This is a genomic window from Kitasatospora sp. NPDC056327, assembly GCF_042261735.1.
Classification (GTDB): Bacteria; Actinomycetota; Actinomycetes; order Streptomycetales; family Streptomycetaceae; genus Kitasatospora.
This window is the reverse complement of the sequence record NZ_JBHJRC010000184.1, coordinates 1-16759: the sequence shown is the minus strand read 5'-3', so window position 1 is coordinate 16759 and position 16759 is coordinate 1. Positions and strand designations below refer to the sequence as shown.

12 protein-coding genes are annotated in these 16759 nt (G+C 76.8%); 4 read left to right on the top strand and 8 right to left on the bottom strand.

Annotated elements, in window-relative coordinates; translation table 11 throughout:
* Positions 1–197: 197 nt before the first annotated feature.
* The 3 genes from ACFCX4_RS24195 (at position 198) to ACFCX4_RS24185 (ending at position 4413) form a co-directional block, all read left to right on the top strand.
* Complete coding sequence (locus ACFCX4_RS24195) at positions 198–413, top strand: hypothetical protein (protein ID WP_376145913.1); 216 nt, start codon at positions 198–200, stop codon at positions 411–413.
* A gap of 229 nt (positions 414–642) precedes the next feature.
* Entirely contained in the window at positions 643–2085 is a 1443-nt protein-coding gene (locus ACFCX4_RS24190) for a hypothetical protein (protein WP_376145910.1), read from the top strand.
* A 9-nt stretch (positions 2086–2094) separates the two neighbouring features.
* Complete coding sequence (locus ACFCX4_RS24185) at positions 2095–4413, top strand: hypothetical protein (protein ID WP_376145908.1); 2319 nt, start codon at positions 2095–2097, stop codon at positions 4411–4413.
* On the opposite strand, the gene ACFCX4_RS24180 is transcribed toward ACFCX4_RS24185, so the two are convergent.
* The 4 genes from ACFCX4_RS24180 to ACFCX4_RS24165 form a co-directional block, all read right to left on the bottom strand.
* Complete coding sequence (locus tag ACFCX4_RS24180) at positions 4400–5941, bottom strand: lipase family alpha/beta hydrolase (RefSeq protein WP_376145905.1); 1542 nt, start codon at positions 5939–5941, stop codon at positions 4400–4402. The two genes, ACFCX4_RS24185 and ACFCX4_RS24180, sit on opposite strands and share 14 nt — an antisense overlap.
* A 101-nt stretch (positions 5942–6042) precedes the next feature.
* Entirely contained in the window at positions 6043–8208 is a 2166-nt protein-coding gene (locus tag ACFCX4_RS24175; RefSeq protein WP_376145902.1) for a hypothetical protein, read from the bottom strand.
* Between the two features lie 113 nt (positions 8209–8321).
* Positions 8322–9695: a CHAT domain-containing protein gene (locus tag ACFCX4_RS24170; RefSeq protein WP_376145899.1), complete on the bottom strand. Its 1374-nt coding sequence runs from the start codon at positions 9693–9695 to the stop codon at positions 8322–8324.
* Between the two features lie 215 nt (positions 9696–9910).
* Entirely contained in the window at positions 9911–10282 is a 372-nt protein-coding gene (locus ACFCX4_RS24165) for a winged helix-turn-helix transcriptional regulator (protein ID WP_376145916.1), read from the bottom strand.
* A 310-nt stretch (positions 10283–10592) separates the two neighbouring features.
* Here ACFCX4_RS24165 and ACFCX4_RS24160 point away from each other — a divergent pair, with 310 nt between their 5' ends.
* On the top strand, positions 10593–11480 hold the full coding sequence (locus ACFCX4_RS24160; RefSeq protein WP_376145896.1) for an SDR family oxidoreductase: 888 nt from the start codon (positions 10593–10595) through the stop codon (positions 11478–11480).
* Positions 11481–11550: 70 nt separating this feature from the next.
* On the opposite strand, the gene ACFCX4_RS24155 is transcribed toward ACFCX4_RS24160, so the two are convergent.
* The 4 genes from ACFCX4_RS24155 to ACFCX4_RS24140 all read right to left on the bottom strand — a co-directional run bounded on the left by ACFCX4_RS24155 (position 11551) and on the right by ACFCX4_RS24140 (position 15688).
* Positions 11551–12696 carry a DUF6745 domain-containing protein gene (locus ACFCX4_RS24155; protein WP_376145893.1) on the bottom strand — a complete coding sequence of 382 codons (1146 nt, stop codon included), beginning with the start codon at positions 12694–12696 and terminating at the stop codon, positions 11551–11553.
* A 118-nt stretch (positions 12697–12814) separates the two neighbouring features.
* Positions 12815–13141 (bottom strand): hypothetical protein, encoded by a 327-nt coding sequence (locus ACFCX4_RS24150; RefSeq protein ID WP_376145890.1) that lies wholly within the window; start codon positions 13139–13141, stop codon positions 12815–12817.
* Positions 13142–14172: 1031 nt separating this feature from the next.
* Complete coding sequence (locus tag ACFCX4_RS24145; RefSeq protein ID WP_376145887.1) at positions 14173–15378, bottom strand: cytochrome P450; 1206 nt, start codon at positions 15376–15378, stop codon at positions 14173–14175.
* Between the two features lie 91 nt (positions 15379–15469).
* A complete protein-coding gene (locus ACFCX4_RS24140; protein ID WP_376145884.1) occupies positions 15470–15688 on the bottom strand; it encodes a ferredoxin in 219 nt (72 codons plus the stop codon).
* Positions 15689–16759: the final 1071 nt, after the last annotated feature.

Here is a 16759-nt window from a genome sequence, read left to right as displayed (position 1 = left end):
GGCGCGGGCCCGGCCGGTCCCGCCGTCCGCTCCCGGCCGTACCCGTGCGCACGCGCCCCCGTCCCCGGCGTTCACGCCCCACGAGCGAGGGGTCCCGACGACACGGTGGGAGCCCCGTTCGGGTGACATTCCGTGCCCTGACGAGAAGTCGGTCCCTAGGCTCGGGGGCACTGTTGGTTCACGAAGGGACTTACGCCATGTACCGCACCGTCCGTACGTTCGCCGTCCTCCTCGCCGCCGTCGGCGCCGTTTCCCTCCCCGCCACCCAGGCCTTCGCCGAGGACACCTCGGTGAACGTCACCACCACCACCATCACCGTCATCGGGACCGGCAACCAGCTCGCCGGCGACGACATCACCAACGTCGGCGGCGACGCCATCATCGGCTCCTTCGACGGCATCGACGTCCACTGACCCCACGGCTCCTTCGAGCCCGTACCGCCCGCGCCCGTACCGGGCGCGGGCGGTACCGCGTTCCGGCCCCGGCCCCACCGTGTCCGCCGCGGTCCCCGAGGGCACGCAACGGCTTCCGCCGACGGCCCCACGGCGGCCGCCCGTCCGTGAGAGGCTTGCGCCCGGCGGCCGGGCCACGCCCGCCGTGCCGCTGCCGTTCGACCGGGCCGGACGAGGGGACGGTACGGAGATGGAAGCCGGAGCGCCCGCGCCCGAGGACCTCCTGCGCGACGTACGGCGGGCCGAGGCGGCCGGCGCGGAGCCGGAGACCCTGGCACGGCTCTGGGTCCGGGCGGCCTCCGCGTACCGTCGGCGCTACTGGGACGGCGGGGCGCGCGCGGACCTAGACCTGGCGGTCGACGGCTACCGGACCGCACTCGCCACCGGCACGACCGACCTGGCGGCCCGCGCCAACGACCTGGCCGTCACCCTGACCGACCGGTTCGACGTGACCGGCCGGGGCGCGGACCTGGAGGAGGCCGTCCGCACGGTGCGCGACGCGATGGCCCGGACGGCGGAGGACTCGCCGGAGTGGGCGGAGTGCGCCGCCACCCTGGCGCTCTGCCTCTGGGACCGCTACGACGCGACCGGCGCCCTCGACGACCTCGACCGGGCCCTCCACTTCGGCGGCCGGGCGCTGGCCGTGCTCCCCCGCTCCGCCCTCGGGTGGGCCAGGATCTGCAGCAACCTCGCCATGCTGCGGATGGACCGCCACGAACGGCTCGGCGAGGACGGCGACCTCCAGGAGTCGGTCCGGCTGGCCCGGGCGGCCGTGGACGCCGCGCACCCCGACGACCCGGAGCTGGGCGGCTGGTTCAACAACCTCGGGAACACGCTGCTGAGCCGCTTCGGGACGCAGTTCGGGGACCGCGAGTCGCCCCGGCCCGGCACCCGCGTGGAACCCGGCGACCTGGACGCCGCGATCGCGGCCTACCGCAGGGCGATCGAGGTCTCGCCCTGGGGCTTCGCCGGCCGGGCCACCTTCCTCTCCAACCTCGGGAACGCCCTGGCCGACCGGGCCGAGCTCCACCTGCTCGCCGGGCAGCACGGGCACGGTGAGGCGGTGCTGCGCACCGCCGTGGACACCCTCGCCGAGGCGGTGTCCATCACGGCGGCCACCGCGCCGTACCTGGCGAGCAGGCTGAACGTCCTCGGCACCGCGCAACGGGCCGTCGCCGACCTGACCGGCGCGGCCGAGGACCGCGCCGCGGCCCGGGACAGCCTGCGGCGCGCCTGCACGGCGGGGCTGGCGATCGCCCCCGAGATGACCGTGCACGCCGCCGACAACTGGATGCGCTGGGCGGCCCGGCGCTCCGGCTGGGAGGAGGTCGGCGAGGCCGACGGGTACCTGGTGCGGGCCGTGGACGCCCTGCGGCGGGCACAGTCCCTGCGCCGCCACCAGGAGGCGTGGCTGACCGCGTCCCGCGGGCTCGCCCAGGAGGCGGCGTACGCCCTGGTCCGGCGCGGACGGGCGGCGGAGGCCGCGACGCGGCTGGAGCGCGGACGGGCCGTCCTGCTCGGCGAGGCGCTCGACCTGGTGCCGGCCGCGCTGGAGCGGCTGCCCGAGGAGGTGCGGAACCGCTACCTGGAGGCCGTCCGTCAGGTGGATTCGGCCCGCCGGGAACTGGGGTAACGGGCAGTCATGACGACCGGCCGGCCGCTCGACGACCTCGTTCGCGCCTACCTGGCGGAGGACGACTTCAACCGCGTGGGCCTGCTCGTGCACGCCCACCCCGAGCTCCTGGACGAACCGGCGGCCCGGCTGATCGGGCGGACGGCACCGGGCGGCTCCCGGGGCGGGCGGCGGCCGGCGGAGCAGCACACGCGCTTCCTCGCCCGCTGCCGCGCCGACCCCCGGGCCGTCTTCCCGCCCGGCAGCACCGTCATCGACCCGACCTGCTACGCGCTCGTGGCCGACCGGCACGAGGCGGCGGAACGGGCCGAGGAGGAGTTCACCGCGGCCGGCACGCCCGCGCTGCGCGCCGAACGGGCCGGGCGGTGGGCGGACGCCTGGGACCGGGTGCTCGGGGAGCCGGGCCTCGCCGGCGCGCACCCGGCCCTGCTCGCCACGCTGCTCAACGACGCCGGCCGGGCCGGACTGATGTGCTACTTCGCGGTGGGCGGGGTCCGGTACCTGGAGCAGGCCCGCACCCGGCTGGAGCGGGCGGTCGCGCTCACCCCGGGAACGTCGGTGCGGGCCGCGAGTCGGCGCAGCAACCTCGGCCTGGTCCTCCTCGAACGCGCCGACACCCCGGGCGCCCCGGAGCCGGTGGCCGACCGGGCGGAGGCGATGCGGCTGCTGCGGGACGCCGCCCGGACGGCCCCGCCCCTCACCACCGTCTGGGCCGACTGCCACCTCCGGCTGGCCCAGGCCCGGCTGCGGGCGTTCGAGGAGAGCGACCGGATCGGCCATCTGAACGCGGCGGTCCGGGACCTGACGGCGGTGTGGCAGGCCGGCGCGACCGACGAGGACACGGCGCACACCCTCGGCTGCGTGCTGCGCCGGCGCCACGCGGCGCGGGGCGGGGACGACGACCTCGATCTGGCCGTGGCCCTGTTGTCCGCCGCCGCCCTGGCGACTCCCGCCACCGCGCCCGAACTGCTCCGCCGGCAGCTCGACCTGGGCGTGGCGCTGCTCGACCGCCACCGGCGCGACGCCGACGCGGCGGACCTGGAGGAGGCCGGTGCGGCGCTGCGCACCGCGGTGGCCGCGGCGCCCGACACGTCGCCGGACCGGCCCGCCGCCGTCGGGCACTGGGCGGGCTACTGGTACCGCCGGTTCGAGGCGACCGGGTCGATGGCCGACCTGGACACGGCCCTGCGGCTCGCCCGGGAGGCCGCCGGATCGCCGGCCGCGCGGGCCGGCGAGCGGGTCGTCCTGCTCGTCAACCTGGCGGTGATCACCGAGGAGACCGCACGGCAGTCCGCCGACCGGGCGCTGTTCGACGAGGCCCTGGCAGCCTTCGCGGAGGTCCTGGCCGCCGGTCCCCCGGCCGCCTTCCGGCGCACGGTGCTGGCCGCGACGGGGGGCGCCTGGCGCGACCGGTTCGGCGTCAGCCGGGACGGGACCGACCTCGCGCGGGCGGTCGACTGCCTCCGGCAGGCCCACGCCGACGTGCCGCCCCGGTCGCCGGACGCCGCACGGATCGGGCTCGCGTGGGCGCTGGCCCTGTTCGAGTGGTACGTGGTCACGGTCGAGGAGGGCGCGGATGAGGAGCCGGGCGCGGATGAGGGCGGGGGCCGTGGTCGTGGCGACGGCGGGCGCGACGGCGGGGCCGGGGAGCCGGTGGCGGAGGTGCCTGCCGCGCCGGGCGGCGCACCCGGCGCCCCGGAGGACGGGCCCGCGCTCCCCGACGGACGGGCCGGCCTGCTCGAAGCGCTGGCCGTGGTCCGGGGCCTCGCCCGGCGGCGGACCCCACTGCTCGACCGGCACCGCATCCGGGCCGCGCAGCTGGTGCTGACCCTGGTCGCCGCCGAGGCCGGCCTCGTCCGGGCGTCCCCGCGATCACTCCGTCGGACGGTGCGGCAGGTGTGGGCCGACGGCGCGCGGACCGATCCGGAGATGCTCTGGTGGACCGGCTCGCTCTGGGGACGCTGGGCGAGCGCCGAGCGGCGTCCGCGGGACGCCGCCCTCGGGTTCCGGATCGCCGTCGAGACCCTGAACGCGCTGGCCCGGGCCCAGAGCGACCCGGGGCACGGCGCCCGGTGGCTGCGCTCCGGCGGCCGGCTGACCTCCGAGGCCGCCTACGCCAGCGCCACCGCGGGTCGGCACCGGGAGGCGGTCAGGCTGATGGAGACCGGCCGTCTCGTCCTGCTGACCGAGGCGCTGACGCTGCGGAGCGCGCGGATCGGCGACGGCCCGGCCGGCCTGCCGGGCGAGCTGCTGGACCGTCTGGCGGACGCGAAGCAGCGGGTCCGGGCCGCCGAGCACGCCGCCCGGACAACCGTCAGAACACCTTGACCCGCACGAACTCCGGCAGTCGGCCGGACTCCGCGGCGGCCTCGTACCGGGCCAGCACGGCCTCGTCCACCGGCTCCAGCCGCAGGTAGCCCGGGTCGTCCGCCGCGGGCCCGGGAGCCGGGTGCGCCGGCGCCGGGTGCCCGGCGACGGATCGCGGCCCGTCGGCGTGCCGGTCGTCGCCCAGGGTCTCCGCGAGCGCCCCGGCCGGGGTGGCGGGCAGGCGCACGGGTCGGCCCGCCAGCCAGTCGAAGACCGCCTCCCGCACGGCGGGGATCGCGGGCAGCCCGCCGTGCTCGCCCCGCACGTAGCGGGTGTCGCCCACGGACTCCAGCTGCGCCGACACGAGGGGGACCCGGCCGTCGCCGTCGCGGTGCGGGTCGCCCGGCCGCCGTGCGGTCACCCGGTCCATGTGCTCCCACAGGAAGCCGAGGGCGGGCCGGTAGCCGAGCCGGAACAGCGTGCGGTAGCCCACCCCGGCGATCACCAGCATCCGGTCCCGGTGTTCCTGGGGCAGTGCCCCGTGCCACTCCGCCAGCCGGACGTGGAACTCCCGGGCCGCGTCCAGTGCCTGTTGCAGCCCGGCCTGCTCGGCCGGGTCGAGCCCGAGCCGGTAGGCGCCCGCGTCGTACAGGTCGAAGTTGGCGCAGGGGTGGGTCCCCGGATCGACGGCCCCGGCCGTCGCCCCCGGCGCGGCCCTGGTGCCCGGGTACACCCCCGCGGGGGCCGGGAGCAGGTCGAGCACGCCGCGGAGCGAGCGGAAGGTGGCGCGGGAGAGGTGGCGGCCGAGGAGGACCAGCAGGTCGAATCCCCAGAAGTGGTTCTTCAGGTAGCCCGCGATCGCCGGTGACCCGTAGTGCGGGGTGCCGATGAAGACGATCCGGCCGACCCGGTCCCACAGCCCGGGCTCCTGCCGCAGCGCCTCCCGGACGACGAGGCCGCCCATGCTGTGGGCGACCAGGTGAACCGGCCGGTTGCCGTTGCGCCGGTAGGTGTCGTCCACGAGGTCCACCAGGCCGGCGGCGGCGGCCGGGACAGGGCGACGCCAGTCGTAGGGGAAGGTGAGGTGGCCGAAGTCGTCGCGCGCCAGCGCGGCGGTGCAGAAGGCGTCGTAGCTGGCGTCCACCGCGACCGGGGTGATCCGCGCGCCCGGGGTGGCGTCCCTCTCCCCGTCGGCGGAGAGGCCGAGCTGGTCCAGCCTGCGGCGGGTGCGGACGTCGAGCCACCACACCCCGCCCAGGCCTGCGCTGACGAGGACGCTGCCCATCACGCCCGGGACGAGGACGAGGTCGGGCTCCTGCTCCTCCCCGAGGTGGGCGGCGTCGCCGGTGAGCCCCTCGGCCAGGCGCAGGTAGTCGTCGACGGCCGGCGTACCGAGGTGCGGCCGCAGCTGTTCGCGCAGGTCCGGGTCCCGGATCATGTCCAGGCGCCGGGCGGTCGCGCCGGACTGGAAGCGCTCCCAGGCGTCGGCGGCCGGCGGTGCCCGGTGCGGCGCCGGCGTCGGCACTCCGGCCCGGGGTCCGTCGCTCACGGGTTCGCCCCTCTCGTGTCCGTTGCTCATGGGCTCGCCGCTCTCGTCCGTGCCGTGCACGGGCTCGTCGCCCACCGATTCCTCACTTGCGGATGCGTCGCTCATGGGTTTCCGCCCTCCCCGGCGGTGCTGCCGGCGCTCAGGCGCCGTACGTGGTCGTCGTCCGCCTGATAGAGCAGGCCGTCGTTGACGTAGCCGTAGAAGAGGCCGCCGAGGTTGCGGTAGCGCTCCCACAGGAAGCGCCTGGCCTGGGCCAGCGACTCCCCCACGGGTGCCCGGTCGGTGCCCGCCGTGCCGTAGAGGAAGCTGAAGAACGCCGTGGCGAACCGGGCGGCGAGGCCGGGCGGCACCCGGCCCTCGGTGCCGATGTAGGCACGGGCCTCCCGGTTGAGGAAGCTGTCCATCAGCTGGTTGACCAGCAGCGGGTCGCTCTCGTTGGTGCCGCAGGCGTTGACGAAGACGACGGGCCGGTCGGCGAACGGATCGCTGCCCATGTCGACCCGGCGCAGGACGTGGCCGGCGTCGTTGGTCGGGCCGAACCGCAGGCGCGGATCGCCGCCGGTACCGGTGACGCAGTGGCAGTAGAAGTACAACAGGGACACCGGACTCGGCGAGGGCGCGGCCAGGAACCCGGACAGGTGGGCGGTCCGCGGCTCACCGCCCGTCAGCAGCAGCGCGGACTCCCAGCGGCCCAGCTCCTCCGCGTGCCGCCGGGCTTCGGCGCCGACCGCGTCGGCCGGGTCCTGCGCCTCGTAGAGCAGGTGCGCCCGGGTGGTCCGCCGCCAGTCGCCCAGCGCGCGCGAGCCCCTGGTCTGGCGCCGCGTCCACCCCACCCGGAACCGGAGGCCGAGGAACGCCGACGGGTCGACCGGCCGGCCCGGGGAGACGGGATCCAGGTGGAGCAGGGGCAACGGCACGTGCGGGACCAGGGTCGTCAAGCCCTCCAGCCAGTTGACGGTCAGGCGGTCACCGGGTGCCAGCCGTTCCAGGTAGCCGCGAAGCTCCGGGTCCGCGAAGAGCGTCCGGTACAGCTGGTGGCCCTCGTAGGCCAGCAGGCGCAGTTCGTCGCTCCGCGCGACCCCGGCCCAGGCCGAGGCGAACGGCTCGCCCGGTGCGGGCCCGTCGGCCGCCCACTCGGACGACGGCACGTGGCCGGCGAGGTCCGCCCGCAGCTGCTCCGCCGGGATCAGCTCCAACTGCTCGCCATGCACCTGCCGAAGCCGGTCGAGCGCGCCGCGGACGTTCGCCACCTGGGCCTCCAGCCCGCCGGCCGTCGCCGGCCACTGGACCCGCGCGAAGACGTTGAAGTCCTCGCACCGGGCCAGCGCGGTACCGTCCGAGAGCACGGTGATGTCCAGGTGGGAGCGCGGCCGCTGCCAGGCGGCCGACGGGACCACGCCGGCGTGTGCGGCCGGCAGGGTGCCCACGGTGAGGACGGCCACCGGCGGTTCCGTCCGCCACTCGTCGTCCGTTCCGGCGTCGCCCGGCTCCCCGGGCGCGGGGGTGTCCGGCGGCGCGGGGTCGCCCGCGGGCCCGGGATCCTCCGCGGGCGCCGGCCGGACGTCGATCGACACGGCGAGCCGGCGGTACAGGTCGTCGCCGACGAAGAGGAACGCGTCAAGCCGGGCCTCCGGGGCGGTGACCGGGATCATCCGGATCCGGCGCCGCGCCGAGTCGCCGTCCCCGGGGACGACCAGCGGGAAGACGGCGCACCACTGGGTGCGGTCCCCGGCCTCCACCGTGGAGAGCTCGACGCCGGGGTCCCGCGGGTCGGCCTCCAACCGCACCGACGTGGAGGACAGCACGCAGCGGGTGACCAGTCCGCCGGCCGGCACCTCGGCGGCGGGCGCCCGGACCTCGGCGGAGTACCGGGCGTCCGGCCCGTCCGCGGCGGCCATCAGGACGGCCGTGTACGGCTGCCCCTCGTCCAGCGGCCGCAGGTCGTCCTCGTCCCGCTCCTCGATCCAGAGCGTCACCGCGTGGTCGTCGACGCCCGGCCGGTCGTCCTCGTCCCGGTCACGGCCGTCCGGGATCCGCACCGGGTCGCTGTCCGCTCCTCCCGGCTCGCCGAGCCGTGCCAGCACCCAGCGGCGGACGTCGCGCGACGGGGGTGAGAGGAGCAGCAGCCGCCGGAGCTCGGGCAGTGCGCGGCCCGGCCTGCGCCGGAGCGCCGCGGCCAGGGCCTCGTCCAGCGCCGCCGCCTCCTGCGGCGGCAGCAGCAGGTGCACGACGGACCGCAGGGCCGCCGCGAGGGTTCTCAGCCGCATCTCGTCCAAGAACGGTCCCCCGAATTCTCCGTGTCAGATCGCCCGCGCCGGATGTCCGTGTCAGATCGCCCGTGCCGGATGTCCGGGCCGGTGCTCCCTCTCGGATCTCCGTGTCAGACGCCGATGTGGGCGAACGCGGCCCACCCCGCCATGGCCGCGTCCGGGCGGTCCGGTTCATCGTCCGCCGCCGCGCGCAGGGACAGCGCGTCCAGGACCTCCTGGGCGACCGAGGGCGGCGGCCAGGCCCGGGCGCGGTCGTAGTGCTCCACCCTGCTCCGGGGAGTGCTGTCGCGCAGCCAGATCTGGGCCTTGCGCAGTGCCGCCGCCGGGTCGTCGGGGCCCTCGCGCCAGTGGCGGTAGAACTCGATCATCAGCAGGGCCGACCAGAGGTCGGGCACGGCCCACAGGGAGGCGATCACCCCGGCCGCGCCGGCCTGGATCAGCCCGGTGGGCAGCGACACCACCTCGTCGGGCAGGTCGGTCCCCGGCAACAAGGTCTCGCAGGCGGACAGGACCGCCAGCCGGATCCGCACCTCCTGCGCCATCAGCACGGCGAGGGTGACCTCCTCACCGGGGGCGAGGACCAGCCGGCTGTTGAGCGGAGCGGCCAGGTCGGCGAGCCCGTGGCAGGCGACGTGGAGCACATCGGTCCGTGCCAGCCGGGTGAGGAGGCCCTCGGCGCTCAGGTTCCGTTCCAGCGAGCCGCCGGCGAAGGCCAGTCGGGCGGCCCGCGCCTCCGCCCCGGACATCGGCAGGTCGTTCGCCCGCGCGGGCGGGGCCACGGCGAGGACCCGCCGCCCGGGGACGGCCGCGGCGACGGCCCGGGCCGCGGACAGGGTGCGCGCGTTCGGCGCGTAGGAGACCTGCACCCGGTCCACCACGTACTCGCGGCCGGTCGGCCGCGCCGGGTCCGGCCGCCAGGCGGCGTGCAGCGGCAGCAGACCGAGCGGCCCGCCGGGTATCAGGGTGGCCCGGTGGCCCTCCGGCCCCTCCGCGGCGGCACCGGTCAGTTCCTCCACCAGCGGCCCCATCGCCGTCGGCCACAGCCAGCCGGTCAGCCCGGCCAGGGCGTTGTCCCACTCCCGGCGGGCGGTACGGAGGGCGCCGCCCTCCTCGCCCGCGGCCCGCGCCGGCTGCCCGGCCCGCGCCGCCCGTCTCCCCGCCGCGTGCTTCTCCGAGGCCCGTTTCTCCGCCTCCCGGTACGCGGCGTACCGGTCCAGATGCGTGCGCAGCCGGTCCGCCACGGCCTGCCTGGTCAGCTCCGGCAGTTCGACCTCGGTGACGTCGGTCCCGCGCACCACCAGGGCGACTCCGCCCGGCTCGGCCGCCGCCAGGTAGACGACCGGGTGGTCGCGCGCGGCCTCGGCCACGTCGTCGAAGGCCGGTGCCGCCAGGAAGTTCCGGAAGCGGGGCAGTTGCTGGATCTCGGTGATCACCGCGTCGAGCGCGGCGCGCGCCTCCTGGAGGGCCTGTGCGGGATCGGTCATGCCGCCGACCTCCGTCCCCGCCGCATCCCCGGGCGGACGGCCCGCCGGGGACCCGTCCGGTTTCCCCCGCCGACACCCGCGGCCGCACAGCCGAGTGGCATTCAACCCCCCAGACCCGGACGCCTCGTTGACGCCTGCTCACCCCAGTATGGCCGCGGCCGGGCGGCTTCGGGCGGCGAACCGTCGCACCGGTTCCGGCGGACCGTGGTGCCTCCTCAACGGACAGGAGCGCCGTCGTACTCCCGGCGGGCCCGTTCGACGCGGTCCAGGTTGGCGGCGGACCACTGCGCCAGACCCGCGAACAGCGGGGCCAGGCTGCGGCCGAGGTCCGTGATCTCGTACTCGACGCGCGGCGGAACCTCGGCGTGGTACGTCCGCCGGACCAGCCCGTCGCGTTCCAGCTGCCGCAGCCGCTGGGTCAGCACCTTGGGCGTGATGGCGGCGACCCTGCGCTGAAGCTCGACGAACCGCTGCCGGCCGTACTCGTGGAGCGTCCAGAGGATCGGGGTGGTCCAGCGGCTGAAGACCAGGTCGACGACCGGGGTGATCGGGCACGCCGTCGCCGGATCGGCCGGTCGCCCCGCCACTCCGCCGTCCGCCGGGCCGTCGCCCACCGGCCCGTCCTGCTCCGGCCCGTCCTCCCCTCCTCCTCCGCGCACCGGACCTCCGCGCACCGGCCCTCCGCCGTCCGGGCCGTCGGTCGGCCACTCCATGGCGCTCATGCGTCCCGTCCCCCTCGACACCGGGTCACTTTCCCCTGGGTACCTACTGTACGCAGCCTGTTAGCGTCGTTCCGCGAGCCCGGACGAGGAACTCCGACGGATCGCCAACTCCCTTGTGTCAAGCATTTGTTGGCCCTCTTTTGCTGTTCTCCTGTCAAGGAACGAGGAACACGTCATGATCGTGGTGACCGGTGCGACGGGCACCGTAGGACGGCCGCTGGTGACCGCGCTGGCGGCGGCGGGCGAGCAGGTCACGGCGGTGTCCCGCCGCCCCGGGGACGGCACGCTCCCGGACGGCGTGCGACATCACCGGGCCGACCTCGCCGTGGCCGGCAGTCTGCGGCCCGTACTGGACGGGGCCGACGCGCTCTTCCTCCTCCTCTCCGGTGAGTTGCTGCTGGACGGCGGCGGGGCGGCACCGCGGGCGCTGCTCGACGCCGCCGTCGCCGGCGGGGTGCGCCGGGTGGTCCTGCTCTCCTCCCAGGCGACCGGCACGCGGCCGCGGTCCGCCTCGCACGCCCGGCTGCGCGCGTTCGAGGAGGCCGTCCGGGGTTCCGGATCCGACTGGACGGTCCTGCGCCCGAGCGGCTTCCACTCGAACGCCTTCGCCTGGGCGGAGCCGGTCCGCACCGCCCGCACGGTGGCCGCGCCGTTCGGTGACGTCGCCCTGCCGACGGTGGACCCGCAGGACCTCGCGGAGGCGGCCGCCGCCGTCCTGCGCGAGGACGGCGCCCCACGAACCGGAGGCCGGGCGCAGGAACGGACGCACGCCGGCCGGACCTACGTGCTGACCGGGCCGGCCCCGGTGTCGCCGCGCGAACAGGCCGCCGCGCTCGGATCGGCGCTCGGCGAACCGGTCGCGTTCCACGAGCTGACCCGCGAGGAGGCCCGCGGCCACCTGCTGACGGTCATGCCGGAGACGGTCGCGGAGGGCACCCTCGACATCCTGGGCGAACCGACCGACGCCGAACGGCAGGTCAGCCCGGACGTCGAGCGGCTGCTCGGCCGCCCGGCGTCCTCCTTCGCCGCCTGGGCCCGCCGGAACGCCGCCGCGTTCCGGTGACCCCGGCCCGGCCCGGGGCCACCACCCGGGAGCGCCTGCCCGGGAGGCACCGCGGCGGAGCACCACGCGCTCAGGTCTCGCGCTGCGGGTGGTACTCCGCCTCGGTCGTCCCGAAGGTCCACGCCACCCCGGCCCGGGCGGTGCGGGTGCTCGGCGGCACCCGGAGCCAGTAGGTGCGGAAGGTGCCGTCGGGCTCGGCGGTCGAGTTGACCACCTCGACCATCACCACCGGCTCGTCGTCGGGCAGCTGGATCCGCCAGAGCACCCCGGTCTCGTCCTGGTGCACCGGAACGGCGCCGGAGTCCGACAGGTACCGCTCGTAGCCGTAGTGCTCCAGCAGGACACGGCGGAGTTCGGCGTTCTCCTCGGTACGGATCCGTTCGGCGGTGACGGTACCGAGCCCGGCGAGGAACTCGGCGGGGACCGGCATGCCACGCCAGGCGTGCAGGGCGAAGCCGTCGGAGTACGCCAGCGCCGGGCCGTCGGCGTGGTCGAGCCGCCCCGCCTCGTCGCGGTGCAGCGCCAGGGGACGCTCGCTGACCAGCACCACGTCCTCGTAGGGCCACCACCAGCCGGCCCCGCGGGCCACCTCGGCCAGCGCGGCGATCGCCTCCCCGCCGCCGCCTCCGCCCCCTCCGCCCGGCCCGACCGGTGCCGCACCCAGCACACCGGCGGCCTCGAAGGCGGCGAACCACGGCGCGTCGTGCTGGCCGCGGACGGCGTCCAGCAGCGCGAGCCGGGCGGCGGTCCGGCGCTCGCGGGCCGCCTCGACCACGTCGTCCGGGTCCTCCTCGGTGTCGGGCTCGGGCGCGAGGCGGTCGAGCACGGCACCGCGGATCCGGTCGGCCAGCCCGTTCGTCACCGGGCCGAGCTCACCCCCGGTCAGGGCCCACAGCGGCGCCCAGCCGAGCGCGCCGCTGCGCTCGACGGCCTGTCGGCGGACCTCGTCCCACGGCAGGGTCCGGACCGTCTCGCGCACGGTCGCCGCTCCGGCCGCGCGCAGCTCCAGCGCCGCCTCCGCGGCTGCCAGCGGCGAGCCGAACCAGCGGATCCCGGCCGGTTCGGCCAGACCCACCGCCCGGTACGCGGCCCGCACCGCACGCTCGACGCCGGCCCGGTCGGCCGGCCCCGTCGCGGCGGCCGTCGCGCGCCAGCGGGCCGTCACCTCGGCGGGCACCGCCGCCACGGGGGGCGGCGCCGTCTGTCCAGTCACCATCACACTCTCCGTTCCCGCCCGGGCAGCCCGCCCGGCCGTACCTCGGACGCCGTGCGCCCGCCCTGCTCCGTCCTGCTCCGTCTTCCTCACCCGGGCGCCCGGCCGGCGCCGCCGCCGGTCAGTCCGCGACCACGCGCACCGCGCCCGGCACGTACTCGCGCTGGCGGACCACCCGGTACCAGCCCTTGGGCAGCGGGATCGCGGCGTGCTCCTCGTGCACCACCCGGCCGCCCTCCGGCAGGTGCAGCCACGCCGTCCCGAACGGTCCCGACTCGCGGCGCAGCTCCCCCGGACCGACCACGGCGTGCGCGTGCCCGGTCACCTCGCCCAGCGCCAGCACCAGCCGGCCCCGGGCGTCCCTGGGCTGTGCGCCCAGCGACTCCACCCGGACCGGCACCGCCGACTCCTCCACCGGAACCATCAGCACATCTCCCTGACGGAACATCAGCACTCCCTCGCCGACTCGACGACCCGTCGCATTCCCACGCACCGGACCATAGGGCAGGGGTCTGACAACGGTGCCCGGCACCCGTGCGACGGCGGAGCCGGACGGGGCCCAAGGGGTCGGTGGGGCCCACCCGGGCGGCCCCCGACGAGGCGGGGCGCGTCGGGGCGGGGAGCGTCGGGCAGCGGCCTCGGCCGACCGGAATCGGACGGGGTCCACGGGGCCGGCGGGCTCGGGAGCCGTCCGCCCGATCATCTGACTGTCACCCGGTCCGCCCACTGTTCCGGCTCCGGTCCGGTCCGCTCCGGGTCCGGGGCGGGGAGATCCGGGACGCCACGGTCGGCTCCACGATCGTGCGGGCCCGGCGGCAGGCGGCCCGTGCCCGGACCGGTCCGCCGTCGGCCCCGGCCCGGCCACGAAGGGGACCGGGCCCGGACGGCACCGGGCGGGACGCCGTGGCGCAGCCTCGTCGCCCGCCCGGCGGAGGTGGTGGAGGACGCGAGGGCCCGGCCCGCCCGCCGGGCGGGTACACCGGCAGGGTCCGGCCGAGCCCGGACGGCCGGTGCCGCCCGCCGTCCCCGGTCGTCACGCCGGGGCAGCGGGCGGGGTGCACGCGGTTCGAGCCGGCACCGGAGAAGGTCCGTCTCCTGCGGACAGGGCCGCGCAGGTCCCGGCCGGCGCCCGACAGCACGGCCGCCGACGGAGCCCGCGGCGACGGCCCCTACCGCGTCCACCTGCGCGGGCGCGGCAGTCGGCACACGATCCGGGCGCAGGCGGACAGTCGGACCCGCCCGCGCGAAGGCTCACGCGGCGGGTGCCCACCGGCCTTCGAGGAGAACCGGTGCGAGAAGCGCAGCACCGCGAACGGCCGTCAACAGGCCGAGCGCGCAGGAGCGGTCGCGCCCCGATGCGGCAGACACGGACACGTCCGCCCCGGGACCGTCACCGCGGCCGCTCGCACCGCCCCGCTCCGGGGACGACCGCCCGGCCGGCTCCGCCCGGCACTCCGGTGAGCGCGCTCCCGGTCCGGCTCACCAGGTCACGGGCAGCGACCGCATCCCGTAGATGAACGAGTCGGTACGGAAGTCGTGCTCGCCGGTCAGCCGCAGCCCCGGCAGGCGGCGGAACAGCGTCTCCAGGGCGATCTGGAGCTCGGCGCGGGCCAGCGGCTGGCCCAGGCACTGGTGCACGCCGAAGCCGAACGCCAGTTGCCGCCGGGCGTCCCGGCCCAGGTCCAGCTCGTCCGTCGCCCGGTGGCCGGCACCGCCGAACACCGCCTCGTCCCGGTTGGCGGTGGAGAGCATCGCCATCACGCCCTCCCCGGCCCGGATGGTGACGCCACCCAGCTCCACGTCCTCCACCGCCACCCGGGGCAGGCCGGTGTGCACGATGGTCAGCAGCCGCAGCAGCTCCTCCACCGCGCCCGGCAGGGTGGCCGGGTCGGCCAGACCGGGGATCTGCTCGGGGTGCTCCAGCAGCAGCGCGGTCGACAGCGCGATCATGCTGGCGGTCGTCTCGTGCCCGGCGACGAGCAGCAGCACGCCCGTGGCGGCCACGTCGTCCGGGGTCAGGTCGTCCCGCGCCGCGAGCCGGCTGAGGACGTCGTCCTCCGGCTGCACCCGCTTGCGGGCCGTCAGGTCGCGCAGGTACTCCAGGACCCCCTCCTGCGCCTCCCGGAGCTCCTCCACGGTGCTCTCCTGGCTGAGCATCGTGCGGCTCAGGCTCTGGAAGCGGTCGTGGTCCTCGTACGGGACGCCGAGCAGCAGGCAGATCACCAGCGAGGGCACCGGCAGCGCGAAGTCGGTGACGAGGTCGGCCGTGGTCCGGCCGTCGGTCATCCGGTCCAGCGTCTCGTCCACGATCCGCTGGATCTCCGGGCGCAGCGTCTCCACCCGCTTGACCAGGAACTCGCCGGTGAGCATGCGGCGCTGGCGGGCGTGCTCGGGGTCGTCGAGCCGCAGGAAGTCCGGGTTGTCGGTGATCAGCCCGCGGGCGCCGGCGACCAGCAGCGGGAAGGCCGGGTGGCGTATGTCGGCACTGAACCGGCGGTCGGACAGCACGGTGCGGACCTCGGCGAAACCGGTGACCAGCCAGCAGAGGTCGCCGTCGGGCAGCTTCGCCCTGGTCACCGGCCCGGCGGCGGCGGCCTCGGCGTACACGGGCGGCGGTCCGAACGGGCAGCCGTCGGAGTGCCGGGCCGGCAGGAGGGGGACGGGGGTGGTCGGTGCGGTGGTCAAAGCGGGGGTCTCCTAGCGTCGCGGGTGTTCTGGTGGGGTTCGGGTCCCGGGAAGGTCCCCGGCGGCCTGCGGGGCCGCCGGCCGGGGTCCGTCAGCCCCCGGCCCGCGCGGGCTCGTCCCCGGTGACGGTGATCGCCCCGCCCGGGCAGAGCTCGGCGGCCAGCCTGACGTCCTCGAACTGATCCGGCGTCACGACTGCCTGACGCAGCCTCACCAGACTGTCCCGGCCGTCCTGGTCGAAGACCTCAGGGGCGTTCGTCACGCACATGCCGGAGCTGCAGCAACGGTCCCGGTCGACGCTCACCTGCATGTCGGGCACCTTTCGCCAGGGCGGCGCCGGCTGCCCGGCAGCCGCCTCTCGTTGTCACGGTCAAACTAGCCGTCGCCGCTCCGTTCACGGAGGGTTACGGTGGCCGGATCGGGAATGGCTGATTCGCCCCCTGCGCGGGAATCCCCGTCGCGGCGCAAAGCGTTCCGACCCGTGGTATTCCGGCCGACGCGTCGGCGGATCCGGCCGCGCGGACGGCCGAACAGGCCTCAGGCGCTGGCCAACTCCCCTGCGGAGGTCTCCGTGCCGGCCTCGGCCGCGCTCAGGTCCGGCCGGTGGCGCGCCACCCGGGCGCACCGCGGGGCCGACCGGCCGGGTAGCGGGGGCTGCCCGGCGGGGTAGCAGGCGCTGCCCCGCGGGGTAGCGGAGGCTGCGCTGGAGGCCGTCGAAGGCGACCTCGACGACCAGTTCCGGCCGGATCGGCACCGGCCGGGCGTCCCGCCCGGCCTCCGGGGCGGGAAGCCCGCCGGTCGACCGGTCGTTCGTCCGGCCGACCGGCCCCTTGAAGGCCTTGCCGGGGATCACCCCGGGCCGACCGCGGCGGACGGGCCGGTCACGCCGGTTTCGCCGGACGGAGGGTTCGTGCGCGGCTCCGGCCCCCGGACCGCCGGGCGGGTCCGGCCGGACCGGCCGCAGCGGGACCGACGGGGCGTGCGGGATCCGCGGGCCTACCCGGTGGAGCGCCCGAGGCAGGAAGGCCGTCCCCGCTCAGGTGCACCGGACCGGCCGCACCGTCGGACGCACGGTCGGGCGCGGCGCCGGTGCCGGCACGGCCTGGGCGCTCCGGCAGCCGCGCTCAGGTGCACCAGAACAGGAGAAGCGTGCAGGTGGGGCTCGGCTGCGCGCTCGGGCCCGGAGCCGCCGTGGACGGCACGGGCGACACGGACGGCACGGAGGCCACGGCGGAGGCCGGCGTCGGGGTGACCGGGGCGGGTGGTCGGGGCGGCAGCCGTGGCGGACGCCGGGAGCGATCCCGGTCGGCCGCCGGGGCGGCGGGTGGCGGGCGGCGCGGTGGCACCGGCCGGGGACGGCAGTGCGGTGGACGCCGTCGGC

Bases quoted from the DNA above. Each gene is read 5' to 3' on its own strand.
- ACFCX4_RS24175 (WP_376145902.1), bottom strand. From the start codon at position 8,208: ATGCGGCTGAGAACCCTCGCGGCGGCCCTGCGGTCCGTCGTGCACCTG.
- ACFCX4_RS24195 (WP_376145913.1), top strand. From the start codon at position 198: ATGTACCGCACCGTCCGTACGTTCGCCGTCCTCCTCGCCGCCGTCGGC.
- ACFCX4_RS24190 (WP_376145910.1), top strand. From the start codon at position 643: ATGGAAGCCGGAGCGCCCGCGCCCGAGGACCTCCTGCGCGACGTACGG.
- ACFCX4_RS24185 (WP_376145908.1), top strand. From the start codon at position 2,095: ATGACGACCGGCCGGCCGCTCGACGACCTCGTTCGCGCCTACCTGGCG.
- ACFCX4_RS24160 (WP_376145896.1), top strand. From the start codon at position 10,593: ATGATCGTGGTGACCGGTGCGACGGGCACCGTAGGACGGCCGCTGGTG.
- ACFCX4_RS24170 (WP_376145899.1), bottom strand. From the start codon at position 9,695: ATGACCGATCCCGCACAGGCCCTCCAGGAGGCGCGCGCCGCGCTCGAC.
- ACFCX4_RS24140 (WP_376145884.1), bottom strand. From the start codon at position 15,688: ATGCAGGTGAGCGTCGACCGGGACCGTTGCTGCAGCTCCGGCATGTGC.
- ACFCX4_RS24150 (WP_376145890.1), bottom strand. From the start codon at position 13,141: ATGTTCCGTCAGGGAGATGTGCTGATGGTTCCGGTGGAGGAGTCGGCG.
- ACFCX4_RS24155 (WP_376145893.1), bottom strand. From the start codon at position 12,696: ATGGTGACTGGACAGACGGCGCCGCCCCCCGTGGCGGCGGTGCCCGCC.